Origin of the sequence: Streptomyces sp. NPDC020845, from assembly GCF_044334165.1 — a bacterium.
GTDB lineage: Bacteria > Actinomycetota > Actinomycetes > Streptomycetales > Streptomycetaceae > Streptomyces.
Map to the genome: position 1 here is coordinate 25,468 of NZ_JBIRSJ010000022.1, position 25,544 is coordinate 51,011.

Sequence of the window (25,544 nt, forward strand, 5' to 3'; positions counted from 1 at the left end):
GTCGGGTGAGGGGCCCTGCGGGGCCCCTCTGCGCGTTTCTTACAGGGTGCCCAGCTTCAGCAGCGACAGCAGCGCGATCAGCTGGATCGCCGACGCCCCCAGCGCCTTCTGCCACGGCAGGTCGTGCGACTTGCTCACCATCGACGTGAACAGCGCGCCCGCCGCCAGCCAGGTCGCCCACCCCAGCACCTGCACCGTCGGGCTGTCCCCGCCCAGGAACAGCGCGAACACCAGCCGTGGTGCGTCCGTGATGGACATGATCAGCATCGACAGGCCGATCGTCGGGGCGTACGAGCCGTCGCCGCCCAGCTGGCGGGCCAGGGTGTGGGTGACCGCGCCCAGGATCAGGCCGCTGATCACGACGGCGACGCCGGTGACGAGGATCCACGGGATGCTGTTGCCCATCGAGGCGTTCAGCACGTCCTCGCGGGCCTGGTCGAAGCCGAAGACCACGAGCAGGCCGTAGACGAACGTCACGATCAGGGCCGGGCCCCACATCGCGTAGTCGCGCATCTGCCAGAAGGTGGCCGACGGGCGCAGCACGATGCCGCTCAGCAGCTGCTTCCAGGGCAGGCGGGGGCCGGCCGGTGGGGCGGTGGAGGCGCCGGCGCGGTAGGTGTTGCCGTAGCCGTCGTCGTACGAGCCGGGGCCGGGGCCGTAGCCGGGGTCCTGGCCGTACGGGTCGTAGGCGTCGGGCGCCTCGCCGACACTGAACTGCTGCGTATGGCCCGGATTGTTGTTGCTGTACGAGCCGCCGCCCTGGCCATAGCCCGGGCCCTGGCCGTGGCCCTGCTGCGGGCCGTAGTACGGGTCCTGGCCGCCGAAGTACTCCGGCTCTCCGTGTGAGGCGGGCTGCTGCCACTGCGGCGGCTGCCCGCCGTGCGGCGGCGGCTGCCGGCCGTACGGCTGCTGCTGCGGTGGTTGCTGCTGCCCTTGTTGCGCGGACCGGGAGTCCCGTCCGCGTCCGATCCTGAATCCAGCCACGATTCGAACGTACCCGGTCGTAGCGACTGGGGTGCCGGACCTCTCAGAACAGGTCCGGCATTGCGGCCGACCTGTGACATCCCTTAGGGGGACCCTGAGGGGTTTTCCCCCGGGTGGGCGGGGGTTTGCCGGTCGGTCGGTGACCGTCAGTGGGTGTCCGTGGTGAAGGGCTTGGCGTTGAACGCGGTCTTGTCGGCCGTGCCGTCGGTGATCCACCACCACTCCGGCCGGTCACCGTACAGGGCGAAGACCGCCTCGCGGCCCCAGGCGAGGACGACCTCGTCCTGGTCGAAGTCGCGGGCGCCGTAGAGCCGGGCGGCGCGCCGGGTCTTCCGTATCTTCTCGCTGTCCACGTGGGCGGGGGCCGTACGGGTGAGGGTGTGGCGGCGCGCGATGTCGCCCGGGGAGTCCGGCTGGACGGTGATGAGCTCGACGCCGCCCGTATCGAGCGCCACGGCCAGCTCGTCGGTGCCGTTCCCGTCGGTGTCGGCGGCTGCCAGGCCGCCCGCCATGTTCGCGATCTTGATGGGCGCGTCCTTGGGGGTCTTCTTCGTGTAGACGGTCAGCGTGTGGTCCACATCCGGCGCTTCCGTCTCGTAGCCCGGCTCGTCGTTACGGGTGCCGCTGTCGCCGACCGCCACATCCCGCGTGCCGTCCCCGTCGAAGTCGCCGAAGGCGATCGCGTTGCCCTTGCGCAGCGTGTGCGGGTGGCGGGGTTGGCGCCGCGGGACGAGCCGTGGACGTCCCGAGTGAGCCAAAGGGCGCTCCGGTGTCGAAAGCGATGAGACCAAGGGAGCGAGGAACGAGCGAGCGCAGTGTCGAGGAGTGTCGGCACCGGACCCGAGCGCCCGGAGGCGAACCGAGGGTCATTAGGGGCGAGCCGGGTGGGCTGGGTCTCTTCCTTGCTCCCGACGAGCGGGAGCGCGAGTTCGGGGTAGCCGTCGCCGTTGAGGTCGTCGGGCAACTTGCTGCCCTTGCCCCGGGGGATGGGCGCGGTTGCGGTGGGGGTGATGACCGGGGCGCCGGAGCGGGAGCCACCGGGCGCCGTGGTCCGCTCGTCCCCCTTCTGGCCCCTGGGGTCCTTGGGGTCCTTGAGGCCGTCGTCGCCGGAACCGCCGGAGCTGCCGCATGCGGTGAGCAGCGCCGCCAGAGTCGCCGCGGCGCAGGCCAGCGCCCCGGGGCGGCGGCGGGCGCGGGGTCCTTCGGCTGCGGGGGTGCATGGGCGGGCTCCTCGGGGGTGCGGTGGTGGTACGTGTGCGGCTGTTGCTTCTTGTGACGGCGCCGCCGAGGGGGCGCGCGGGGCGTAGGGGGCGCACGGGGGAGCGCGTACGTTACGGCCTCCCGGGGGCGGCCTTATGTGGAGCCGGGAACTCCTGGCGGGTGTGACTCGTGGGGCGTTCGGAGGGTTGCGCGTCCATGGTGCGGGGGGTGTTGTGAAGGCGAACTGGCAGGGAGCGCGAGTCAGTTGTCGTTGTTCCGGGGTGAGGGGAGTGGAGCCGAAGCGCTCTCTGTATCGGTGGGACAGGGGGTGTATATCGGTATCTTCCGAGCGTTTCGGTTTCGGAAGATCTGGTTGGCTGTAGAGATGACTTTTGGTGCGGAAGGGCTGTTCAGGACATTCCTGTGCGGAGGTTTGGGGCATGATCCTGTAGAGATCCGCAACGTTGTTGTGAGAAGGGCCAATTCGCGGTCAGGATCGAGTCATGTTCGGAGCGGTTGAGGCGGGGGCGGCCATGGTCGTACTGCACGGCATGCGGGTGGTTTTTGAGCGGGTGAAAAGGACGCGGGGGAGGGGGGTGGGTGGAGCGTAGACAGATGTCGGATACAAGTGGTCGGCCGGCCGCGGCGGATGCCGCCCGCCCGCCGGAGGACGAGAGCGACAGAAGCGGTGACGGTGACACGGCCGGACCCTTCGGCCTGTCCCGGGTGCCGCTGGCCCGCGCGCTGACCGACCGTCGGCAGCGCGGGCGCCGCGCACGCCCGCGCGCGGAGGCCGAGGGCGGGGCTGGGGCCGAAGCAGGGGACGGGGCCGGGCCGTGTGCGGAAGCTGTGGCCGGGGCCGGGGCCGGGGCCGGGGCCGGGGCTGGGGCCGGGGCCGAGGTCGGCGAGCACCATGGCGAAGCGATTCCGCAGCCGTTACCGTCGCCCGACGGCGGCCCTGAGCCGCCCCCGGAGCCCGACGGCCGAGACGGCCGCGACCTGGGAAGCGATGAACCGGGCGGCCGTGCCCCGGGCGGCCGTGCCCCGGGCGGCCGTGCCTCGGAAGGTCGCGCTTCGGGCGGCCGTGCCCCACGCAGCCGAGCCCCACGCGGCCGTGCCCCACAAAGCCGTGCCCCGGAGACCCGCGAGCCCGCCGGCCGCGTCGCCCGGCCCGCCCCCGCCCCCGCCCCCGCCCCCGCCCCTGCCCCCTTCTCCCGCCCGACCCGCCCCGCCCGGTCCGTGCGGCGCGCCGTGCTGCGCGGCGTACTCCGCCTCACCCGTACGGTCGCGAGCCAGGTGTTCTTCCTGCAAGTGGCGGTCGTGCTGCTGCTCGCCGTCGCCGCCGCGGCGGCCCTCGTGCTGCAGTCCAGGCACGACACCGACCTGGAGGCCCGCCGCCGCTCGCTGGCCGTCGCCGAGGCCTTCGCCAGCGCCCCGGGCATGGTCGAGGCGCTGCGCTCCCCCGACCCCACCGCGATCCTGCAGCCGCGCGCCGAGCGCGCCCGCAACAGGGCCGGCGTCGACTTCATCGTCGTCCTGACGACGGACGGGATCCGCTACACCCACCCCACCGCGAGCGAGATCGGCCACCACTTCCGCGGGAGCTACCGCGAGGCCGCGGAGGGCGGCACCGTCACGGAGACGTCCACGGGCACACTGGGCCCCTCCGTACGGGCCGTGGTGCCCGTCACCGACAGCCGGGGCAAGGTCGTCGGACTGGTCGCCGCCGGGATCACGGTGAAGAAGGTGAGCGGCGCGGTCGACCGGCAGCTGCCGATCCTCCTCGGCGGTGTCGCCGCCGCCCTCACCCTGGCCATGGGCGGTACGGCGCTGGTCAGTCGGCGGCTGCGGCGGCAGACCCATGGCCTGGACCCGGGCGAGATGACCCGGATGTACGAGCACCATGACGCGGTGCTGCATGCCGTACGGGAGGGCGTGCTGATCGTCGACGGCGACCGGCGGCTGATGCTGGCCAACGACGAGGCGCGCCGGCTGTTCGACCTGCCGCCGGACGCCGAGGGGCGCCCCGTCGCCGACCTCGGCTTCGACGAGAGCACGGCCGAGCTGCTGGTGTCGGGCCGCGCCGCCACCGACGAGGTGCACAAGGCGGGGGAGCGGCTGCTGACCGTCAGCCACCGGCCGACCGACCGCAACGGCGGGCCGCCCGGCAGCGTCGCGACCCTCCGGGACACCACCGAGCTGCGCACGCTGTCCGGCAAGGTCGATCTGGCGCGCAAGCGGCTGAAGTTGCTGTACGACGCGGGCCTGCGGATCGGCACCACGCTGGATGTGGTGCGTACGGCCCAGGAGCTGACCGAGTACGCGGTGGAACGGTTCGCCGACTATGTGGCGGTGGACCTGGTGGACCCGGTGCTGCGCGGCGAGGAGCCGAACGGTGCGGCGACGGGCAGCGGCGCCACGGCGCGCACCTCGCTGCGCCGCACCGCCCTCAGCGGTATCCGCGAGGACGTACCGCTCTATCCGCTGGGCGGGATGATCCGTTACGGCCCGGCCACGCCCCAGGCCAAGGGCTACGCCAGCGGTGAGACGACGGTGGAGGCCGTACTTCCCGACTTCGCCGGGTGGCATGAGCACGATCCGGAGCGGGCGCGGGCGATCGTCGACCGCGGCATCCACTCCATGATCGCGGTCCCGCTGCGGGCCCGGGGCGTGATCCTGGGCATCGCCACGTTCATGCGCTCGGAGAAGCCCGAGCCCTTCGAGGAGGACGATGTCTCCCTCGCGGAGGAGCTGGTCGCCCGGGCCGCGGTGTCCATCGACAACGCGCGGCGCTACACCCGCGAGCACACGATGGCCGTGACGCTGCAGCGCAGCCTGCTGCCGCAGGTGCTGCCCGAGCAGAGCGCGCTGGATGTGGCGTATCGCTATCTGCCGGCGGAGTCGGGGGTGGGTGGTGACTGGTTCGATGTGATTCCGCTGCCGGGGGCTCGAGTGGCGCTGGTGGTGGGCGATGTGGTCGGCCATGGACTGCATGCCGCGGCCACGATGGGGCGGCTGCGTACCGCCGTGCACAACTTCTCGACCCTCGACCTCCCGCCCGACGAGATCCTTTCCCACCTGGACGATCTGATCGCGCGGATCGACCAGGACGAGACCTCGGAGAGCCTGGACGGCGGCGGTGTGATCATCGGCGCCACCTGTCTGTACGCGATCTACGACCCGGTGTCCCGGCGCTGCACGATGGCCCGGGCCGGACATCCGCCGCCCGCGGTGGTCGCCCCCGACGGCTCGGTGGAGTTCCCCGAGGTGCCCGCCGGGCCGCCGCTGGGCCTGGGCACCCTGCCCTTCGAGACGGTGGAGCTGCAGCTGCCCGAGGGCAGCCATCTCGTGCTCTACACCGACGGCCTGGTCGAGAAGCGCGACCGGGACATCGAGGAGGGCCTGGAGCTGCTGCGCGCCTCCCTCTCCCACGCCGGGCGGACGCCGGAGGAGACCTGTACGGCGGTGCTCGCCGAGATGCTGCCCGACACCCCCGGCGACGACATCGCGCTGATCGTCGCGTGTACGCGGGTGCTGGAGCCGGAGCGGATCGCGGACTGGGAGGTGCCGTCCGAACCGGCCCTGGTCTCCGCGGTGCGCGCCGCCGTGGCGGCGCGGCTGGCCGAGTGGGATCTGGGCGACGTCGCGTTCACCACCGAGCTCATCCTCAGCGAGCTGATCACCAACGCGATCCGGTACGCGACCGGGCCGATCCGGGTGCGGCTGCTGTGCGACCGCAGCCTGATCTGCGAGGTGTCCGACACCAGCAGCACCTCGCCGCATCTGCGGTACGCGGCGACGGAGGACGAGGGCGGGCGCGGGCTGTTCCTCGTCTCGCGCTTCGCCGACCGGTGGGGGACGAGATACACGGCGGAGGGCAAGGTCATCTGGACGGAGCAGACGCTGCCGGAGCGCGGTAAGCGGCGGGGGTAGGGCGGTCTGCCCCAGCAGCGTGAAGGCGCCGTGGCCCCAACGCCCGACGGGCTTGATCCGGTCAGTCGGATCAAGCCCGTCGGCACGTTCGGAGATCGGCGAGTCCGCGGTGATCGGCGGCTACTTCACCGGCTCCGGCTCCGGTTCCTCCGCCGTCTCACCGTCGTCCTCCGGCTCCGCGGGCGTCTTGACGGAGTCGAGCAGCAGCTGCGCGACGTCCACGACCTGCAGCGACTCCTTTGCCTTTCCATCATTCTTCTTGCCGTTGACGGAGTCGGTCAGCATGACGAGGCAGAACGGGCAGGCGGTGGAGACGATGTCCGGGTTGAGGGACAGCGCCTCGTCCACGCGCTCGTCGTTGATGCGCTTGCCGATGCGCTCTTCCATCCACATCCGGGCGCCGCCCGCGCCACAGCAGAAGCCGCGTTCCTTGTGGCGGTGCATCTCCTCGTTGCGCAGCCCCGGCACCTTGGCGATGATCTCGCGCGGCGGGGTGTAGACCTTGTTGTGCCGGCCCAGGTAGCAGGGGTCGTGGTAGGTGATGAGCCCTTCGACCGGGGTGACCGGGATCAGCTTGCCCTCGTCGATGAGGTGCTGGAGCAGCTGGGTGTGGTGGATCACCTCGTAGTGGCCGCCGAGCTGCGGGTACTCGTTCGCGATGGTGTTGAAGCAGTGCGGGCAGGTCGCGACGATCTTCTTCTTGGACTTCTCGACGACCACACCGTCGGAACCCGCGGCGGAGCCGCTATCGGACACAGTTTCGCCGAAGGCCATGTTCAGCATCTCGACGTTCTGCTGGCCGAGCTGCTGGAAGAGGAATTCGTTGCCGAGGCGGCGGGCGGAGTCACCGGTGCACGCCTCGTCGCCGCCCATGATCGCGAACTTGACGCCCGCGATGTGCAGCAGTTCCGCGAAGGCCTTGGTGGTCTTCTTCGCGCGGTCTTCCAGGGCGCCCGCGCAGCCGACCCAGTAGAGGTAGTCGACCTCGGACAGGTCCTCGACGTCCTTGCCGACGACCGGGACCTCGAATTCGACTTCCTTGGTCCATGCGAGCCGCTGCTTCTTCGCGAGCCCCCAGGGGTTGCCCTTCTTCTCCAGGTTCTTGAGCATCGTGCCCGCCTCCGACGGGAACGAGGATTCGATCATCACCTGGTAGCGGCGCATGTCCACGATGTGGTCGACGTGCTCGATGTCGACCGGGCACTGCTCGACGCAGGCGCCGCAGGTGGTGCAGGACCACAGCACATCGGGGTCGATGACGCCGCCCGCGGCAGAGCCGCTATCAGATGCAGCCGCCAGCGTGCCGATCAGCGGCCGCTCGGCCTCGGCGAGGGCGGCGGCGGGCACGTCCTTGAGCTGTTCAGCGCTCGCCTTCTCCTCCCCCTCGGCGTCCTTGCCGCCGCCCGCGAGCAGATACGGCGCCTTGGCGTGCGAGTGGTCGCGCAGCGACATGATCAGCAGCTTGGGGGAGAGCGGCTTGCCGGTGTTCCAGGCGGGGCACTGCGACTGGCAGCGGCCGCACTCGGTGCAGGTGGAGAAGTCGAGCAGGCCCTTCCAGGAGAAGTGCTCGATCTGCGAGACGCCGAACTGGTCGTCCTCGCCCGGGTCCTCGAAGTCGATCGGCTTGCCGGCCGAGGTCATCGGCTGCAGCGCGCCGAGCGCCACGTCCCCGCTCGACTCGCGCTTGAACCAGATGTTGGGGAAGGCGAGGAAGCGGTGCCAGGCGACGCTCATGTCGATGTTCGTGGAGACCATGATCATCCAGACCATCGTGGTGCCGAGCTTGATCATCGCGAACAGGTAGGTCAGGTTCTGCACCGTGCCGACGCTGAGGCTCTTGAAGAGCAGCACCAGCGGATACGAGGCGAAGTACTCCGGCTCGTACGAGTCGACGTGGTGCAGCGCGCCTTCCGTGCCACGCAGCGCCATGATCGCCAGGCCGATGATGAGGATGACGTACTCGACGAAGTACGCCTGCCAGGCCGTGGAGCCGGCGAACCGCGACTTGCGGCCTGCCCGGCTGGGCAGGTTGAGCAGCCGGATCACGATCAGGGTCGCGATGCCGAGCGTGGTCATCGTGCCGATGAACTCGACGTACAGCTCGTACGGGAGGAAGCCGCCGAGGATCGGCAGCGTCCAGTCCGCCTGGAAGAGCTGGCCGTAGGCGTTGATGATGGTCGGCGGCAGGGTCAGGAAGCCGATCGCGACGAACCAGTGGGCGATGCCGACGATGCCCCACTTGTTCATCCGGGTGTGCGCCAGGAACTCCTTCACCAGCGTCACGCTGCGCTGATAGGGGTTGTCGGTCCGGGCGCCCGCCGGCACCGGCGCGCCGAGTTTGAAGAAGCGCACGAACTGCGCGATGGCGCGGCCGAGCAGGGCAACGCCGACCGCGGTGAGGACCAGCGACACGATGATCGCGGCGAGTTGCATGGGGGCTCCTCGAACCTGCGAGAGCGGAATTACTAAGCAGTAACTTATCGGGTCTTGACCGAGATTACCCGGGGAAGCGCTGGCCTATGTAGTCGACCGGCCGGTGATCTGCGTCGCTTGGCCGTCGCTTGGCCGCGCCTTTGGTCGCGTCCGCGGGGGTCGTGTGGGGGTCGCATGGGGGGTCATGTCCTCGGCCCTCCCCTCCTCTTGTCCGTGTCCTGTCCATAAGAGCCATATAAAAGTTGAGCCTGCTGGACTCAGGTCTGTTGACACACAGAAGTTGATCATGCACTCTTGAGCCTGTTCCACTCAATGCTGTGTAGCTGGAGGATTGCGAAATGGCTCGTGCGGTCGGCATCGACCTGGGTACGACGAACTCCGTCGTCAGTGTGCTCGAAGGCGGTGAGCCCACCGTCATCACCAACGCCGAGGGCGCCAGGACCACGCCGTCCGTCGTCGCCTTCGCCAAGAACGGCGAGGTCCTGGTCGGTGAGGTCGCCAAGCGCCAGGCCGTGACCAACGTGGACCGGACCATCCGGTCGGTCAAGCGCCACATGGGCACCGACTGGCACATCAACCTCGACGGCAAGAACTTCAACCCGCAGCAGATGAGCGCCTTCATTCTGCAGAAGCTCAAGCGGGACGCCGAGGCCTACCTGGGCGAGAAGGTCGCGGACGCGGTCATCACCGTCCCGGCGTACTTCAACGACGCCGAGCGCCAGGCCACCAAGGAAGCCGGTGAGATCGCGGGCCTCAACGTCCTGCGTATCGTCAACGAGCCTACCGCCGCCGCCCTCGCCTACGGGCTCGAGAAGGACGACCAGACCATTCTGGTCTTCGACCTCGGCGGCGGCACCTTCGACGTCTCGCTGCTGGAGATCGGCGACGGCGTGGTCGAGGTCAAGGCCACCAACGGTGACAACCACCTCGGTGGTGACGACTGGGACCAGCGCGTCGTCGACTACCTGGTCAAGCAGTTCAACAACGGCCACGGCGTCGACCTGTCCAAGGACAAGATGGCCCTTCAGCGCCTCCGCGAGGCCGCTGAGAAGGCGAAGATCGAGCTCTCCAGCTCGACCGAGACCACCATCAACCTGCCCTACATCACGGCGTCCGCCGAGGGCCCGCTGCACCTGGACGAGAAGCTCACCCGCGCCCAGTTCCAGCAGCTGACCAGCGACCTGCTCGAGCGCTGCAAGGTCCCCTTCCACAACGTGATCAAGGACGCGGGCATCGCCCTCTCCGAGATCGACCACGTGGTCCTGGTCGGCGGCTCGACCCGGATGCCCGCCGTCGCCGAGCTCGTCAAGGAGCTGACCGGCGGCAAGGAGGCCAACAAGGGCGTCAACCCGGACGAGGTCGTCGCCATCGGCGCCTCGCTCCAGGCCGGTGTCCTCAAGGGTGAGGTCAAGGACGTCCTGCTGCTGGACGTCACCCCGCTGTCCCTCGGTATCGAGACCAAGGGCGGCATCATGACCAAGCTGATCGAGCGCAACACGACCATTCCGACCAAGCGCTCGGAGATCTTCACCACGGCCGAGGACAACCAGCCGTCCGTGCAGATCCAGGTCTACCAGGGCGAGCGCGAGATCGCGGCGTACAACAAGAAGCTCGGCATGTTCGAGCTGACCGGCCTGCCGCCGGCCCCGCGCGGCGTGCCGCAGATCGAGGTCACCTTCGACATCGACGCCAACGGCATCATGCACGTCGGCGCCAAGGACCTCGGCACCGGCAAGGAGCAGAAGATGACCGTCACCGGCGGCTCCGCGCTGCCGAAGGACGACATCGACCGCATGATGCGCGAGGCCGAGCAGTACGCGGAGGAGGACCACAAGCGCCGCGAGGCCGCCGAGACCCGCAACCAGGCCGAGCAGCTGGTCTACCAGACCGAGAAGTTCCTCAAGGACAACGAGGACAAGGTCCCCGGCGACGTCAAGACCGAGGTCGAGACCGCGCTCGGCGAGCTGAAGGAAAAGCTCAAGGGCGACGACACCGCCGAGATCCGCACCGCCACCGAGAAGGTCGCGGCCGTCAGCCAGAAGCTGGGCCAGGCGCTGTACGCCAACGCCCAGGCGGACGGCGCGGGCGCGGCGGGTGGAGCGGGCGCGGCCGGCGGCGGCCAGGCCAAGGCCGACGACGACGTCGTGGACGCCGAGATCGTGGACGACGAGAAGGCTGACAACAAGGGCCAGGGCCAGGGTGGTGCCGCGTGACGGAGGAGACCCCGGGCTTCGAGGAGCAGCCCGACGTCCCCTCCGAGGCCGCACAGACCCCTGACGATGCGGCCAAGGGTGCCGCCGGGTCCGCCGACAAGGCGGGCCCGGCAGCCCCGGCAGGGGACCTCGAGCAGGTGGCCATCCAGGCCCAGCTGGACCAGGTCCGCACCGCGCTCAACGAGCGGACGGCCGACCTCCAGCGGCTCCAGGCGGAGTACCAGAACTATCGACGCCGGGTCGAGCGGGACCGGGTCACGGTCAAGGAGATCGCCGTGGCGAACCTCCTGACCGAGCTGCTGCCCGTGCTCGACGACATCGGCCGCGCCCGTGACCACGGCGAGCTCGTCGGCGGCTTCAAGTCCGTCGCCGAATCGCTGGAGACGGTCGCGGGAAAGATGGGGCTGCAGCAGTTCGGCACGGAGGGCGAGCCCTTCGACCCGCTGGTGCACGAGGCGCTGATGCACTCGTACGCGCCGGACGTCACCGAAACCACGTGCGTGCAGATTCTGCAGCCGGGGTATCGAATCGGCGAGCGTACGATCCGCCCGGCGCGGGTCGCGGTCGCCGAGCCCCAGCCGGGCGCCCAGCCCAAGGGGGACGAGACGCCGGACGAGGAGAGCGGTGGCCCGGACGAGGGCTGACGTGACAGCTGACGTGACAGCGGTGGCAGGAAAGGAGGGACGTCGAGGATGAGCACCAAGGACTTCGTCGAGAAGGACTACTACAAGGTCCTCGGCGTCCCCAAGGACGCCACCGAGGCGGAGATCAAGAAGGCGTACCGGAAGCTCGCCCGCGAGTTCCACCCGGACGCCAACAAGGGCGACGCCAAGGCCGAGGAGCGCTTCAAGGAGATCTCCGAGGCGAACGACGTCCTCGGCGACCCCAAGCGGCGCAAGGAGTACGACGAGGCCCGCGCCCTGTTCGGCAACGGCGGATTCCGCCCGGGGCCGGGCGCGGGCGGCCCCGGCAGCTTCAACTTCGACCTCGGCGACCTCTTCGGCGGCGCCCAGGGCGGCGGCGGAGCGGCCGGCGGCTTCGGCGGCGGCCTCGGGGACGTCTTCGGCGGACTCTTCAACCGTGGCGCCGGCACCCGTGCCCAGCCGCGCCGCGGCCAGGACATCGAGTCCGAGGTGACGCTGAGCTTCACCGAGGCGGTGGAGGGCGCCACGGTCCCGCTGCGGATGTCCAGCCAGGCCCCGTGCAAGGCGTGCTCGGGCACCGGCGACAAGAACGGCACCCCCCGCGTGTGCCCGACCTGCGTCGGCACCGGCCAGGTCAGCCGCGGCGGCGGGGGCGGTTTCTCGCTCACCGACCCGTGCGTGGACTGCCGCGGCCGCGGCCTGATCGCGCAGAACCCCTGCGAGACCTGCAAGGGCAGCGGGCGCGCCCGCAGCGCCCGCACCATGCAGGTCCGGATCCCCGCGGGCGTCAGCGACGGCCAGCGGATCCGGCTGCGCGGCAAGGGCGCCCCGGGCGAGACCGGCGGCCCGGCCGGCGACCTGTACGTGGTGGTCCATGTGGACCCCCACCCGGTCTTCGGCCGCAAGGGCGACAACCTCACCGTCACCGTGCCCGTCACCCTCCCGGAGGCGGCGCTCGGCGGCGAGATCAAGGTCCCCACGCTCGGCGGCCCCCCGGTCACCCTCAAACTGCCGGCCGGCACGCCCAACGGCCGCACGATGCGCGCCCGCGGCAAGGGCGCGGTGCGCAAGGACGGCACCCGCGGCGACCTCCTGGTCACCGTCGAGGTCACCGTCCCCAAGGACCTCAGCGACGAGGCGCGCGAGGCGCTGGAGTCGTACCGAGAGGCGACCGCGGGGGAGGACCCGCGGGCGGAGCTGTTCCAGTCCGCGAAGGGAGCGTGACCCGATGGAGACGTCTGGCCGAGGGCCCGGAGGCAGAAGTGGCATGGGCGGGGCGAGGAGCCGCAACCCGTACGAGCTGACCGACGAGTCGCCGGTGTACGTCATCTCGGTCGCCGCCCAGCTCTCCGGGCTGCACCCGCAGACCCTGCGCCAGTACGACCGTCTGGGTCTGGTCTCCCCCGACCGCACGGCCGGCCGCGGCCGCCGCTACTCGGCCCGCGACATCCAGCTGCTCCGCCAGGTGCAGCAGCTCTCCCAGGACGAGGGCATCAACCTCGCCGGTATCAAGCGCATCATCGAACTGGAGAACCAGGTCGCCGCCCTCCAGGAGCGCGTCGCCGAACTCCAGTCCGCGGTCGAGGGCGCGGCCGCGGCGATGCAGCAGCGCGAGGCCGCGGTCCACGCCTCCTACCGCCGCGACCTGGTCCCCTACGACCAGGTCCGGCAGACCAGCGCGCTGGTGGTATGGCGGCCCAAGCCCAAGCGGCCGGAGTAGCCCCCGGCCTGATCCCGACTCGGTGGCCCGGTGACCGATCCTTCGGTCACCGGGCCGTTTCGCTGCCGGCCGGGCGATGGCCGCGCGGTGCGCTCTCCGCCGGTGAGCCGACGGTGAGCGCGCGGTGAGCCGCCGTCGGCACTGTGGGGCCATCGCCGGGTCCACCGAGGACCGGCCTTGGAAACGCGGAGCAGAGTGATGGGCATGCTGACCGGCAAGACGGCGCTGGTGACGGGTGGATCGCGGGGGATCGGGCGGGCGGTCGCGCTGCGGCTGGCGGCCGAGGGCGCTGAGGTCGCCGTTCACTACGGTGGCGACGAGGACGCGGCCAAGGAGACCGTGAGGCGGATCGAGGAGAGCGGCGGCCGGGCGTTCGCCGTACGGGCGCGGTTCGGCGAGGACGGTGCGGTGGACCGGCTGTTCGAGCAGCTGACCACCGGTCTGGCGGGACGCGGGCTGGACATCCTGGTCAACAACGCGGGCATCGGCTCTGGCAACCCGATCGCGCGGGTCACCGAGGAGGAGTTCGGCAGGCTGCTGGCGGTCAACGTCGCCACGCCGTTCTTCGTGATCCAGCGGGCGCTGCCGCTGCTGAACGACGGCGGTCGCATCGTCAACATGGGTTCGACGGCCAGCCGGTTCGCCGTGTCCACGCAGATCGGCTACACCATCAGCAAGGCGGCACTGGAGTCGATGGCCCCGTCGCTGGCCAACGAGCTGGGCCGGCGCGGCGTCACGGTGAACACGGTCGCGCCCGGCGCGGTGCGGACCGACATGACCGCGGGATACACCTGCGTGCCGGAGGTGGTCGCGGGGCTGGAGGCGATCACGGCGCTGGGGCGGCTGGGCGAGCCGGAAGACATCGCCGATGTCGTGGGGTTCCTGGCGGGGCCGCGGGGCCGGTGGGTGACCGGCCAGACCATCGATGTCTCGGGCGGGACCTATCTCGGTCCGATCGCCCCCGCGTGATCTTCGCCGGTGGATAATCACCGGCATGCGGTTCGGAATCCTCGGCGAGACCCGGGCGTGGCGCGACGACGGGGCCGAGGTTCCGCTGGGCGGGCCGGCCCGGCGGGCGCTGCTGGCGCTGCTGCTGGTCCGTCCCGGTGAGGTCGTGTCGTCCGACCGGCTGGCCGAGGAACTCGACCCGGGCGGCGGGGTATCGGCGCATGCGCTTCAGTCCCAGGTGTCCAGGCTGCGCACGGTACTGGGCCCGGCGGCCGCGATCGAGCGGGCCGGAGCGGGCTATCGGATCGTGGTGGCGCCCGAGGACGTGGACGCCTGCCGGTTCGAGCGACTGGCCCGGGAAGGCCGGGCCGCGCTGGGCGACGGCAACCCCGGGCACGACGACCCCGGGCGGGCGGTCGCGCTGCTGCGCGAGGCGCTGGGGCTGTGGCGGGGGCCCGCGTTGGCCGAGGTCGCCGAGAGCGAGACGGCCCGGGCCGCCGCCGTGCGGCTGGAGGAGCTTCGGCTCGGGGCGCTCGAGGACCGGATCGAGGGCGAGCTGAGGCTCGGTGAACACCGGAGCGCGGCCGTAGCGGAGTTGCGCGAGCTGGTCGACCGCCATCCGCTCAGGGAGCGGCCGGCGGGGCTGCTGATGCGTGCCCTGTTCACCGAGGGCGGGCAGGCCGAGGCGCTGGTGGTGTTCGAGGAGACCCGGAGACACTTGGCCGAGGAACTGGGCGCCGATCCCTCGGCCGAACTCGTCGCACTGCACCGGGAGCTGCTGAGCGCCGCTCCGTCCCCGTCGCCCGTCGCGCCACCCGCCCAGCTGACGTCCTTCGTGGGCCGGACCGAGGAGGTGGCCGAGGTCGCCGAGCTGTTGCGGGTGGCCCGGCTGGTCACGCTGATCGGTCCCGGCGGGGTCGGCAAGACCCGGCTGTCGGTGGAGGTCGCCGGGGTCGCGGCCGACGAGGTGTGCTTCGTGGCGCTGGCTCCGCTGCGCGACGGCTCGGGGCCGGCGCAGGCGCTGCTGGGCGCGCTCGGCCTGCGCGCGAACGGGCTCCAGCTGGGGGGCGGCCCCCAGATGCCGGTCGAGCGGCTGATCGCCGCGCTGTCGGACCGGATGCTGCTGCTCGTCCTCGACAACTGCGAGCATGTCGTCGAGGAGACCGCCGCCCTGGCGGCGCGGCTGCTGGCGGCCTGCCCGCGGCTGCGCGTCCTGGCGACGAGCCGGGAACCGCTCGGCATCATCGGCGAGCACGTCCGGCAGGTGCGGCCGCTGGCCGACGAGGCGGCGATACGCCTGTTCACCGACCGGGCCGGAGCTGTACGGCGCGGCTTCACCGCCGACCCTCGACTCATACGGCGCGTCTGCGCCGCCCTCGACGATCTGCCGCTGGCCATCGAACTCGCGGCGGCACGGCTGCGCACGCTGGACCTCGACGACCTCGCGGGCCGGCTGGACGACCGGCTCGGGGTCGCGGCCCGCGGCAGCCGTACGGCCGATGAGCGGCACCGGACGCTGCGCTCGGTGGTCGCCTGGAGCTGGGACCTGCTCCCGGAGCCCGAGCAGCGGGCCGCACGTCGCTTCGCGGTGTTCGCGGGCGGCGCGACGGCAGAGGCCGCGCTGCGAGTGTGCGGCACGGACGGCGAAACGCTGGAGTCGCTGGCCGACAAGTCGCTCCTGGACGCCGCGGGCGGCGGGCGCTACCGGATGCTGGAGACGATCCGCGCGTACGGCGCCGAGCGGCTGGACGAGGCGGGCGAACGCGAGTCGGCACGGCGCGCCCACGCCCGGCACTTCCTGGAGCTGGTGCGGACCGCCGATCCGCACCTGCGCCGGGCCGAACAGCTGGAGTGGCTGCGGGTCCTGGCGACCGAGCACGACAACCTGCTGGCGGCCCTGCGCTGGGCGGTCGAGACCTCGGATGTACCGACGGCCCTGGAACTGCTCGCCTCCGCCTCGACCTATCTGTGGATCCGCGGCGCCTCCGCCTCGGCCGCCCCGTACGCGATCGCGCTGCTCGACACGGTCGGCGACACATCCCAGCAGGGGCTCGGCGAGGAGTACGCGATCTGCGTGCTGCTTGCGGCGTCCGGCAGCGCCGGACGACCGGTCTGGCGGCGGCACCGCGCGGCGGCCGAGAAGGCGCTGGCCGCCTCCTGGCCGGGCGGCCAAGCGGGCCGATATCCGGCCGCCCTGCTCCTGTGGCTGATGCGGAACGCGAGCGAGACCGATCCGCAGGGCGCGTTCGCGCTCGTATCGTCCCAGCGGGACTGCCCCGAGCCGTGGGCACGGGCGGTCGCCTGGTACGTGACGGGGTTCGGGGCGCTCGGTGAGGGAGACTTCGAGGCGGGTGAGCGCGCCTTGGGCACGGCCGCGGACGGGTTCCGCTCGCTCGGCGACCGCTGGGGCACCGCGCTGGCCCTGGACGTGCTGGCCGGGCTCGCGGGCGGGCGCGGCGACCGGGCGCGGGCCATCGCGCTGACCGACGAAGCCCTCGCCCTCACCGGGGAGCTGGGGGCTCTGGAGGACAGCGCCGACCTGCTGGTCAACCGGGGCGACCACCTCGACGACCCGGCCGCGGCCCGCGCCGACTACGCGAGCGCCGCCGAGCTGGCTCGTCGCGCCGGCAGCCCCACGTGCCTGGGGGCGGCCCTGCGCGGACTCGGTGACATCGCCGCGCTGGAGGGAGACCTGGACGAGGCGGAACGGCTTTACGGAGAGGCCCTGGAGCGCATCGATCCGCACTGGGTCAAGAGCCTCGGCAACCGGGTGCGCACCCTCGCCGGACTCGGCCGCGTCGCCGAGGCGCGCGGCGACCGGCCGACCGCCCGGACGCGCTACCAGGAGGCGGCCGAGGCCGCGGGAGACTCGGACAGGCTCCGCCTGATGGGCCTCCCCGAGTCCGTCGTCGAGCCCGTCATCGAGGCGGTGAGTCGGCGGTGAGCGTGCGGTGAGCCCTCCCGGCCAAGCTCTCCGCCATGACAAACCACAACGCACTGAAGAACCGCAACGTACTGATCTCCGGCGCCTCCATCGCCGGCCCCGCCCTCGCCTACTGGCTCCACCGGCACGGCTTCAACCCCACCATCGTGGAACGCGCCCCGGCGCTGCGCGACGGCGGCTACGCCGTCGACTTCCGGGGCGAGGCCCACCTGTCGATCCTCCGCCGCATGGGCATCCTGGACGACCTCGAGCGGGCCCGCACCGGCATGGGCTCCATGTCGTACGTCAACAGCGCGGGAAAGCCGGTGTCCGAGATGCCCGCCGACCTGTTCGCCGGAGACCTCGAAATCCTCCGCGGGGACCTGGCCCGCATCCTCTACGACGCCACCAAGGAGTACACCGAATACGTCTTCGGAGACTCCATCACCTCGCTCACCGAGGACCCCGACGGCGTGACCGTCACGTTCGAACGCTCCGCGCCGCGCAGGTTCGACCTGGTCATCGGCGCAGACGGGCTGCATTCCAACACCCGCCGGCTGACCTTCGGGCCCGAGGAGCGGTTCGTCAAGCACCTCGGCGTGCACTGCGCGATCTTCACCACGGCCAACCACCTCGGCCTCGACCACACCGGACACGCCTACCGCACCGCGGGCAGGCTGGTCGCGATGTACAGCGCCCGCCACAACACCGAGGCCAAGGCGGTCTTCTACTTCGCCTCACCGCAGCAGGACCTCGACCGCCGTTATGTGACGCGGCAACAGGCGGTCCTTGCCGAGCACTTCACCGGCAACGGCTGGCAGAGCGACCGGCTGCTGCACGATATGCGCCACGCGCCCGACTTCTACTTCGACTCCGTGGGCCAGGTCCGCATGGACAGCTGGAACCGCGGCCGGGTCGCCCTGGTCGGCGACGCCGCCTACTGCCCCTCCTCCCTCTCCGGCATGGGCTCGGGCCTCGCCCTGGTCGGCGCGTACGTCCTCGCCGGCGAACTGGCCGCCGCGCACGGCGACCACCGCGTCGCGTTCGCCCGCTACGAGGAGGAGATGCGCGAGTACGCGACGGGCTGCCAGAAGATGGGCGACGGCGTCGCGGGGCTCATGGTCCCCCGTACCCGCGCCCTCGCCGCGCTGCTCAACGGCTACTACAGGCTTATCCCCTACCTGCCGGGGAAGAACATGGCCGCCAAGATCGCCCGCAAGACAGCCGAGAACATCACGTTGCGCGACTACGACGTCCTCGCCAGGCGCTAGGTGAGCGGAGCCCGTCAGGAGCGGTTGAGAAACGGCCGTACGTGCGGCAGCACATCCCCGGCGCGCTTCCAGCTCGCGAGGTGGTCGGCCCCGGGTACGGAGAAGAAGCCGGCGCCGATGCGCTCCGCGGCTTCCCGCAACGGCGCATGCCAAGAGTCTTCCGTACCGCAGTACATGAGCATGGGGACGGTGGCGGACTCCAGCCGGGAGGCCAGTTCTCCCTCCCGGGAGAACGCCACGAAGTTCGCGCGGAAGGCCGCCTGGTCCCCGGCGTCGATGACGGCGGCCTGGGCCGGGTCGGTGTGGGCGGCCTGGGTGAGCAGGGCGAACACGTCGGTGTCGGCGGGAAGTCCGAAGTGGTGCAGCGCGTGGGCGACGCCGGAGGCGAAGCCCTCGACGGGGTCCCAGGCGCCGACGACCAGCCGGGTGCACCGCTCGGGGGCGTGGATGGCCATGCCGAGCGCGGTCAGGGCGCCCATCGAGTACCCCCAGAACGCGGCCCGCTCCGCCCCGACCTCGTCCAACACGGCGGTCACCGACGCGACGCGCCGCTCCAGCGCGTACGCGGCGGCGTCGTGCGGGCCGTCGCTGGCACCGAGGCCGAGCGGGTCGATGGCGATCACCGTGTGGGTGGCTTCCAGGACCTCGGTGTAGCCGGCGGCGCGCCAGCTCGCGCCGGTCTGGAACATCCCCGGATGCAGGACGAGCGGCGGCCCGTCCCCGGAGACCTCATAGGAGATTTTGAACCCATGGCTGCGTGCGATCGGCACCCGTGACTCCTCTACCAGGAACGTTACGACTTGTAACGAGCGCCATCCTGAAGCAAGCTCAGGCCGTGCGGAAGGAGGCACTTTTATGTCGCAACGGCACACCGAAGTTACGGACCAGCTCACCCCACCCCTCGATGGCGCTCCCCACTCCCACCCGCTTGCCGACTGCCCCCTGCGCGAGGTGCTGGCGCTGATCGGCGACAAGTGGAGCACCCAGGTGCTGGTCCAACTGGGTTCCGGCCCGCGCCGGTTCACCGAGCTGGAGCGGGCCATCGAGGGCGTCAGCCGCCGCATGCTGACCCTGAGCCTCCGCAGCCTCGAACGCAACGGCCTGATCACCCGCACCGTCCACCCCGACGCGCCGCCCCGCGTGGAGTACGCCACGACCCCGCTGACCAACGGGATCCGCGAGCCCCTGGAGGCCCTGGCGGCCTGGGCCGACCGCAACCGCCCGGCCATCGCGGCCGCGCGCCGGGCGTACGACACGCATCACTGAGGCGGCATTCCCCGCAGGGAATTGCCGGCTGCGCGCGGCTTCCGCAGGATCGTTCCCCTCACCACGAGAGGGGAACGAATCCATGTCAGACATCGACACCGCTGAGGTGATCCGCCGCTTCAACGAGGCGTTCACCAGCCATGACCCCAGCGGCCTGGGTGACCTGCTGGCCGACGACTGCGTGATGGTGTCCGTCCAGCCCGCCCCGGACGGCACGCGCTACGAAGGCCGCGAGGAGTGCCTGAAGTTCTGGGCGGCGCTCGCCGCCGACCTCAACACCAGCTTCACTCCGCACGACGTCTTCGTCGCGGGCGACCGCGCGACCATCCAGTGGCGGGCCACCTTCACCGACGGCGAGGCCACGTTCGGCGAGGGGCATACGACATCGGTGCTCGGCGTCAACGTCATGCGGGTGCGTGACGGCCGGATCACCGAGGCGCTGGGCTACTCGAAGACTCCGTGACGACCGATGACTTTCGCCCTGTCGCGACGTCCTACCTGCTGACCGGACCGCCCGCAGACAGCAGGGAGCTTCCCATGTACGCAGCCCTGGTGACGTTGACCATCGACCCGGCCCAGGCCCCCGCTGCCGCCGCCGCGCTGATGGACGACATCCTGCCGAGGATCCGCTCGGCGCCCGGCTTTCTCACCGGGTACTGGCTGGAGCCTGTCGACGGCCGTGGCTTCTCGATGACCGTCTTCGAGACCGAGGAGCAGGCCCGCGCGGCCACCCCGCCCGCCGTCGGCTGGACGGCACCGGGCGTCACCATCGAGTCCGTCGAGTTCCGCCGCGTGGCCGTCGCCGTCCCCTGACGGCGCCGGGCCCGCTCAGCCCCAGCCTGGGGGCGGCGTCCGGCTGATCTCGCACCAGACCACCTTGGACGCGGGACCCCACAGCTCGCCGGTGAGCGGGAAGTGATTCCAGCTGTCGGCGAGCAGTTCCAGCAGCTGCAGCCCCCGCCCGCATTCGCTGTCCACGCGGATCTCCCGGCGGCTGGGAGGCGTCGCGCTGGTGTCCCAGACCGTCATGCGCAACCTTTCGGCGTACCACTTCACCCGCAGGTCGGCCTCCCCTTCGGCGTGCACGATCGCGTTGGTGAGCATCTCGCTGGCCAGCAGCTCGGCCCGGTCGATCAGTTCGGGTAGCTCGTGTGTGGTGAGGGCGGTACGGAGGGAGGCCCGGGCGACGCGGATGGCACGGGGGTCGTGGGGGATGTGCAGGCAGTATTCGAAGGGCGCGACGGCAGGGGTGACGAGGGGCATGTGGGCCTCCTGGGGCGCGGTGGGGTGTGCGAGCTCGGGTCTGCCGAATGTTTCATTCGGTGAGCGTCGCGATACTCAACGTAGGGTGCTATGTAGCACCGGCGCAACGTAGTACGCCAAGTTCGCCCAAACGGGGTGGCTCATGGCATCGTGGCGCCGCAGCCGCTGAGTAGCAGGGAGTAGGCACATGCCGCCAAGGAGTAACCCCACCGCCCGTCAGGAGCGGCTGGGCGCCGAGCTGCGGAAGATGCGGGAGCGGGTCGGTATGACCGCACGAGAGGCCGCCAAGCGCCTGGGCGTGAGCCCCATGCAGATGAGTCACATGGAGGTCGGCCGTCTCGGCGTCAGCGAGGAGCGACTGCGCACGCTCGCCGACCAATACCGCTGCGGGAACGGCGAGTTGGTGGACGCGCTGGCCGCGCTGGCGACGGAGCGGGTGCGCGGCTGGTGGGAGGGGTATCGCGGCACCCTCGCCTCGACCTCCCTGGACCTCGCCGCCCTGGAGTGGCACTCCATCCGCATGGAGAGCCTGCAAGTGGTGCACATCCCGGGCCTGCTCCAAGTGGAGCCGTACATGCGGGCACTGTTCACCTACGCGGGCTCCATCCACGCCTCGGACCACCTTGAGGCGGTCATCGACTTCCGTCTACGGCGTCGTGACGTGCTTGAACGTGAAGATCCGCCCGGCTTCGCAGCGATCATCCACGAGGCCGCGCTGTTGATGAAGGTGGGCGACCGTAAGGCGGCGCGTGAACAGTTGGACTTCATCATGGAGAAGTCGGAACTCCCCAACGTGACCGTGCGGGTGGTTCCCTTCTCGGCAGAAGGATTCGCGGGCATGGGGTATGCGATGACCTACGCGGCCGGCCGCCTCCCTCAACTCGATACCGTGCAGATCGACCACATGCACGGCATCGACTTCCTGCACGCCGAGGCCCAACTCGACTACTACCGAGCCCTGCTGCGCACCGTCGAGGCGTCGGCACTCAATCCGGAGAAGTCGCGAGACTTCATCCACCGCATCGCACGAGAGCTGTAAGGGATCAGGACATGCATCAGGCCCACTGGCGAAAGTCCTCCTTTTCCGGGACTGGCCCCGACAACAACTGCGTAGAACTCGCGGCCGCCGACGGCGCGATACACCTCCGCGAGAGCGAAACCCCCGGCACAGCCATACGTACCGCCCGGCGCCCGCTCGCGGCCTTCATTCGGGCGGCCAAGGCGGGGGAGTTCGACCGCTTGCGGTGAGTAAGGGGGCCGGTCTCGCTGACCGGGCTGGTCGGCGCCGAGGGCGGCGTGGTGCTGACGGCGCAGGCTTTGGCGGGCGGGTGGGAGGCCGTAGTCCTATCATCGGCCGATGCGCGCACACCCTATCGACCGCCCGGCCGATCTCGACGTGGTTCGTGAGTCCTATGACCGCGTGGCTGACAACTACGCCGACATGGTGGTGACGACGGGAGTCGGCGACATCCGTCGCCATCCATGGCTCAAGGCGTCAATCGACGCCTTCGCCGATACCGTGAGCGACTTTGGGCCCGTTCTCGACGTCGGTTGCGGACCCGGAACGGTGACGGCCTACCTTGCCGAACGCGGACTCGACGTGTCCGGGGTGGATCTCTCCCCTCGTATGATCGAGAACGCACGCCGTCTTCATCCGCAATGCCGCTTCAGCGTCGCCTCTGTCACCGACCTCGACCTTGATGAAGCGTCCCTTGGCGGCGTGCTCGGGTGGTGGTCACTGTTCAACCTCCCCCGCGACGTCCTTCCTCAGGTTCTCGCCCTGTTCGCGCGCGCCCTGAAGCCAGGCGGGCACTTCATCACGGCAACACACGTCGGCGACGAAGACGCGGTGCGCACTGAGGCATACGGGGGCGTACCCGTTCGTTGGACGACGCACAAATGGCGGCCGGAACAACTCGTGGACCTGATCGAGCAGGCCGGCCTGCACCCGGTCGCCGAACTCCGGCTCCCCCCGGAGGAGTACAGCGGGCCGGGTCTGATCGTCATGGCCAAGCGACCCGGCTGAGAATCAGACGTCGGAAGCGGCACAGGATCCCGTGCCGGGCAAGGCTCCACCGGACCGCCCCGCCCCTTCTTAAAAAAATGCTTGCTCTACATCAAGTACTGCATCAAGCGATTATTTAAGAGGGGGTGGGTGGAGAGCCGACTGACCGGCTTGGCCACCGCGCGGCAGCAGCTGCGGCGGAGCGCAGCGGAGCCTCCTTGAGCCCAGCCACCCACCGGGCCGAGGAACCAGGACGTAGGGCCAGCCGCCCCCGTTCCCCCTTCTCGCCGGCGCTTTGGACCCGGAGGGTCCGAGACGAAAGCCGTACTCGCGTGAGCCGAATGCCGCGAGACGGCGCACAGGCGCAGGCGAAGCGAAGCGCAGCCCACGCGCAGCGCAGCGGAGCGCTGTCCGCACAGGAGCCGGACGATGAGCAGGCCACGGCCGTGGGTGTCGTCGACCTTGGTGGCGGCCTCGGTGGGGCGGTGAAGCGGTCGAGGCGTCCGGGTGGGGTGTCGAGGGTGCGGGGACGAGCGGGTTGGTGTCCCAGATGCCGGTGTCCCAGATGCCGGTGTCCCAGATGCCTCCCCGAAGGCGGCTCTCGCAGAGGTGCCGCAGGTGCTGGCTAGCGGGTATGGACTTGCGATGAGCAGGGGCTCTTCACCGCAGTGCGGAGGCGAGCGCAGGCCGGTTAATGACCGTGAAGGCGTGTTCGCGTTCCGACCATGCGATGCGGGAGAGGATTTGCTCTGCTGAAGCGACCCGGGAACGCCTCGGACCGTCAAGCTGCTCGCGCCACCAGCGGGCATTGCGCGTTTGGCGGTCGAGCATGGCGTCAATGAGGTCGCCACGCTCATGCGCGTGAAGTCCGTAGGCGTCGGCCACGGTTCGTACCTGCGCGGCTTGCTCGTCGGCGGGTGGGGCATCGGGTTTGGATGAGACGCACCAGGTCCAGGCCATGTATCCGAGGTCTTCGAGTGGGTCGCCGGGGGCTGCGGTGTCGAAATCGATGAAGGCCGCGGGCCGGTTGCCCACGAAGACGGTGTTGTTCGGTCCGGGGTCGTGATGGCACACGACGGGAGAAGACGCCGCAAGCGTGCTGCCGCGGGTCGCGTCGTGCAGTGAGCGGAGCAGGGCGCCGGCGGCGGCCACTTGGGCATCCGTCCAGCGCTGGAACCTGGCCGGGACCCACCCGGGCAGGTAGCTGAACGTGTCCCGCCCGGCCTCATCGAGGCCCAGATATCGCGGTGCACCTGCGAATCCGCGCTGCTTGAGCTGGTCGAGCAGTGCAGCGACGAACGCCGACGCGGCCGTAACGGGCCGCCGGACAGTGTCGCCCACCAAGACCACTCCCGGCGTGACACGCCCGCCCGACAGCCGCACTTCCCGCTCCATGCCTTGATCCTGCCCACGCCTGTGGAGTGACCTGCCTCACAAGGTGTCACAGCGGTCGATGACCCGGTGTCTTGAGCCCGAACCCTCGCAACGGAGGAGACACCATGGCTGAGAACACCGAGAACACCGAGAACACCGAGAACACCGAGAACACCAATGTGATCGTGATCGGCGGCGGATACGCCGGCGTCATGGCGGCCAACCGCATGACGCAGCGCGACGACGTGACAGTGACCCTGATCAACCCGCGCCTGAACTTCGTCGCACGGCTCCGCCTGCACCAGCGGGTGGCCGGGACCCATGACGCGGTCGTCGACTACCAGGACATCCTGGGCAAGGGCATCCGGTTGGTCGTCGACACCGTGACGCGGATCAACGCTTCCGAGCGCAGCGTGACCTTGGCGACCGGCGACAGCGTCGGCTACGACTACCTGATCTACGCGGTGGGCAGTGGCAGCGCCGACCCGCGCGTGCCCGGGGCGGCCGAGTTCGGATACCCGATCGCCACTCTGGAGGAGGCGCAGCGGCTGCGGCCGGTTCTCGACGCCGCGTCCGCCACGGCCGCGGTGACCGTTGTCGGAGCCGGTCCGAGCGGCATCGAGACTGCCGCGGAGCTGGCGGAGCAGGGGCGCCGGGTGACCCTGGTCTGCGGAGGTCTGCTCGGCCCGTATCTGCACCCTCGGGGGCGACGCGCGGTTGCCAAGCGGCTCGCCAAGCTCGGTGCGACCGTGCTCGACGGCCCGGACACGAAGGTGACGGCCGTGACGCGCGATGCCGTGCGGCTCGGCGATGGCCGCGAGCTCCCGAGTGAAATCACCATCTGGACCGTCGGATTCGGTGTGCCGGACCTGGCCGCGCGTAGCGGGCTGAGCACCGATGCCCTGGGACGACTGCTCACGGACGAGACGTTGACCAGCGTCGACGACGAGCGCATCGTCGCGGCCGGGGATTCGTCGGCGCCGTCGGACCTGCCGTTTCGGATGAGCGCCTATGGCGCGGGTTGTCTGGGCGCACACGCCGCCGACACGGTGCTCAACCGGATCGCGGACAAGCGGCCCGCGCCCATCAACCTGTCGTTCCCGGCCATGTGCGTCGGCCTGGGGCGTGGCGCCGGTGTCTTCCAGCTCGCCAACAAGGACGACATCGCGATAAGGCTCTACATCGGCGGCCGCCCGGGCGCGAAGCTCAAGGAAGTCTCCTGCAACTTCAGCGTCAAGCATTTGGCGGTCGAGGCACACAAGCCCGGTTCGCACCACTGGCCCAGGGGCGACAAGCGCCGGCAGCTGCTGCAGGCCGAGCGCGGTGCGGCCTCGGCCACCCTGAACGCCGAACCGGCAGCCTGACCA

Annotated in this window: 21 protein-coding genes; 15 read left to right on the plus strand and 6 right to left on the minus strand. The window is 70.6% G+C overall.

Going from position 1 to position 25,544, the window contains the following annotated elements; translation table 11 throughout:
- Window positions 1–39 precede the first annotated feature (39 nt).
- Both ACH4U7_RS44310 and ACH4U7_RS44315 read right to left on the minus strand, forming a co-directional pair.
- Window positions 40–987 carry a Yip1 family protein gene (locus ACH4U7_RS44310; protein ID WP_398533575.1) on the minus strand — a complete coding sequence of 316 codons (948 nt, stop codon included), beginning with the start codon at window positions 985–987 and terminating at the stop codon, window positions 40–42.
- 143 nt (window positions 988–1,130) lie between these two features.
- On the minus strand, window positions 1,131–1,742 hold the full coding sequence (locus ACH4U7_RS44315) for an FG-GAP repeat protein (protein WP_398533446.1): 612 nt from the start codon (window positions 1,740–1,742) through the stop codon (window positions 1,131–1,133).
- Window positions 1,743–2,799: 1,057 nt separating this feature from the next.
- Between ACH4U7_RS44315 and ACH4U7_RS44320 the strand changes: the two genes are divergently transcribed.
- Window positions 2,800–6,117, plus strand: a complete 3,318-nt coding sequence (locus ACH4U7_RS44320) for a SpoIIE family protein phosphatase (protein WP_398533447.1) — start codon at window positions 2,800–2,802, stop codon at window positions 6,115–6,117.
- A gap of 120 nt (window positions 6,118–6,237) precedes the next feature.
- Here the strand turns inward: ACH4U7_RS44320 and ACH4U7_RS44325 are convergent, their stop codons facing one another.
- Window positions 6,238–8,550, minus strand: coding sequence for a (Fe-S)-binding protein (locus ACH4U7_RS44325; RefSeq protein ID WP_398533448.1), 2,313 nt, complete (start codon window positions 8,548–8,550; stop codon window positions 6,238–6,240).
- A 338-nt stretch (window positions 8,551–8,888) separates the two neighbouring features.
- Here ACH4U7_RS44325 and dnaK point away from each other — a divergent pair, with 338 nt between their 5' ends.
- From dnaK to ACH4U7_RS44360, 7 genes are all read left to right on the plus strand, one after another.
- Window positions 8,889–10,763 carry a molecular chaperone DnaK gene (gene dnaK, locus ACH4U7_RS44330; protein ID WP_398533449.1) on the plus strand — a complete coding sequence of 625 codons (1,875 nt, stop codon included), beginning with the start codon at window positions 8,889–8,891 and terminating at the stop codon, window positions 10,761–10,763.
- The gene (gene grpE / locus ACH4U7_RS44335) at window positions 10,760–11,407 is read left to right on the plus strand and encodes a nucleotide exchange factor GrpE (protein ID WP_398533450.1); all 648 of its coding nucleotides are present in this window, start codon (window positions 10,760–10,762) and stop codon (window positions 11,405–11,407) included. Before dnaK ends, grpE begins: the two co-directional genes overlap by 4 nt.
- 48 nt (window positions 11,408–11,455) lie before the next feature.
- A complete protein-coding gene (gene dnaJ, locus ACH4U7_RS44340; protein ID WP_398533451.1) occupies window positions 11,456–12,631 on the plus strand; it encodes a molecular chaperone DnaJ in 1,176 nt (391 codons plus the stop codon).
- Window positions 12,632–12,674: 43 nt separating this feature from the next.
- A complete protein-coding gene (locus ACH4U7_RS44345) occupies window positions 12,675–13,127 on the plus strand; it encodes a heat shock protein transcriptional repressor HspR (protein ID WP_398533452.1) in 453 nt (150 codons plus the stop codon).
- A gap of 198 nt (window positions 13,128–13,325) precedes the next feature.
- A complete protein-coding gene (locus tag ACH4U7_RS44350; protein ID WP_398533453.1) occupies window positions 13,326–14,096 on the plus strand; it encodes an SDR family NAD(P)-dependent oxidoreductase in 771 nt (256 codons plus the stop codon).
- A gap of 25 nt (window positions 14,097–14,121) precedes the next feature.
- Window positions 14,122–17,019 carry a BTAD domain-containing putative transcriptional regulator gene (locus ACH4U7_RS44355; protein ID WP_398533454.1) on the plus strand — a complete coding sequence of 966 codons (2,898 nt, stop codon included), beginning with the start codon at window positions 14,122–14,124 and terminating at the stop codon, window positions 17,017–17,019.
- Between the two features lie 35 nt (window positions 17,020–17,054).
- Window positions 17,055–18,269: an FAD-dependent monooxygenase gene (locus ACH4U7_RS44360; RefSeq protein ID WP_398533455.1), complete on the plus strand. Its 1,215-nt coding sequence runs from the start codon at window positions 17,055–17,057 to the stop codon at window positions 18,267–18,269.
- A 14-nt stretch (window positions 18,270–18,283) separates the two neighbouring features.
- Here ACH4U7_RS44360 and ACH4U7_RS44365 read toward each other — a convergent pair whose 3' ends face one another.
- Window positions 18,284–19,039 (minus strand): alpha/beta fold hydrolase, encoded by a 756-nt coding sequence (locus tag ACH4U7_RS44365; protein WP_398533456.1) that lies wholly within the window; start codon window positions 19,037–19,039, stop codon window positions 18,284–18,286.
- Between the two features lie 85 nt (window positions 19,040–19,124).
- Here ACH4U7_RS44365 and ACH4U7_RS44370 point away from each other — a divergent pair, with 85 nt between their 5' ends.
- The 3 genes from ACH4U7_RS44370 (at window position 19,125) to ACH4U7_RS44380 (ending at window position 20,348) form a co-directional block, all read left to right on the plus strand.
- Window positions 19,125–19,535: a winged helix-turn-helix transcriptional regulator gene (locus tag ACH4U7_RS44370; RefSeq protein ID WP_398533457.1), complete on the plus strand. Its 411-nt coding sequence runs from the start codon at window positions 19,125–19,127 to the stop codon at window positions 19,533–19,535.
- Window positions 19,536–19,617: 82 nt separating this feature from the next.
- Window positions 19,618–19,998 carry a nuclear transport factor 2 family protein gene (locus ACH4U7_RS44375; protein ID WP_398533458.1) on the plus strand — a complete coding sequence of 127 codons (381 nt, stop codon included), beginning with the start codon at window positions 19,618–19,620 and terminating at the stop codon, window positions 19,996–19,998.
- 74 nt (window positions 19,999–20,072) lie between these two features.
- Window positions 20,073–20,348 (plus strand): hypothetical protein, encoded by a 276-nt coding sequence (locus ACH4U7_RS44380; protein ID WP_398533459.1) that lies wholly within the window; start codon window positions 20,073–20,075, stop codon window positions 20,346–20,348.
- Between the two features lie 15 nt (window positions 20,349–20,363).
- Here the strand turns inward: ACH4U7_RS44380 and ACH4U7_RS44385 are convergent, their stop codons facing one another.
- Window positions 20,364–20,798: an ATP-binding protein gene (locus ACH4U7_RS44385; protein WP_398533460.1), complete on the minus strand. Its 435-nt coding sequence runs from the start codon at window positions 20,796–20,798 to the stop codon at window positions 20,364–20,366.
- 187 nt (window positions 20,799–20,985) lie between these two features.
- Here ACH4U7_RS44385 and ACH4U7_RS44390 point away from each other — a divergent pair, with 187 nt between their 5' ends.
- From ACH4U7_RS44390 to ACH4U7_RS44400, 3 genes are all read left to right on the plus strand, one after another.
- Window positions 20,986–21,837, plus strand: a complete 852-nt coding sequence (locus ACH4U7_RS44390; RefSeq protein WP_398533461.1) for a helix-turn-helix domain-containing protein — start codon at window positions 20,986–20,988, stop codon at window positions 21,835–21,837.
- A gap of 11 nt (window positions 21,838–21,848) precedes the next feature.
- Window positions 21,849–22,046 (plus strand): DUF397 domain-containing protein, encoded by a 198-nt coding sequence (locus ACH4U7_RS44395; RefSeq protein ID WP_398533462.1) that lies wholly within the window; start codon window positions 21,849–21,851, stop codon window positions 22,044–22,046.
- A 109-nt stretch (window positions 22,047–22,155) separates the two neighbouring features.
- Entirely contained in the window at window positions 22,156–22,824 is a 669-nt protein-coding gene (locus ACH4U7_RS44400; protein ID WP_398533463.1) for a class I SAM-dependent DNA methyltransferase, read from the plus strand.
- 639 nt (window positions 22,825–23,463) lie between these two features.
- Here ACH4U7_RS44400 and ACH4U7_RS44405 read toward each other — a convergent pair.
- Entirely contained in the window at window positions 23,464–24,198 is a 735-nt protein-coding gene (locus tag ACH4U7_RS44405; protein ID WP_398533464.1) for an aminoglycoside phosphotransferase family protein, read from the minus strand.
- Window positions 24,199–24,302: 104 nt separating this feature from the next.
- Between ACH4U7_RS44405 and ACH4U7_RS44410 the strand changes: the two genes are divergently transcribed.
- Entirely contained in the window at window positions 24,303–25,541 is a 1,239-nt protein-coding gene (locus ACH4U7_RS44410; protein ID WP_398533465.1) for an NAD(P)/FAD-dependent oxidoreductase, read from the plus strand.
- The last annotated feature ends 3 nt before the right edge of the window (window positions 25,542–25,544 follow it).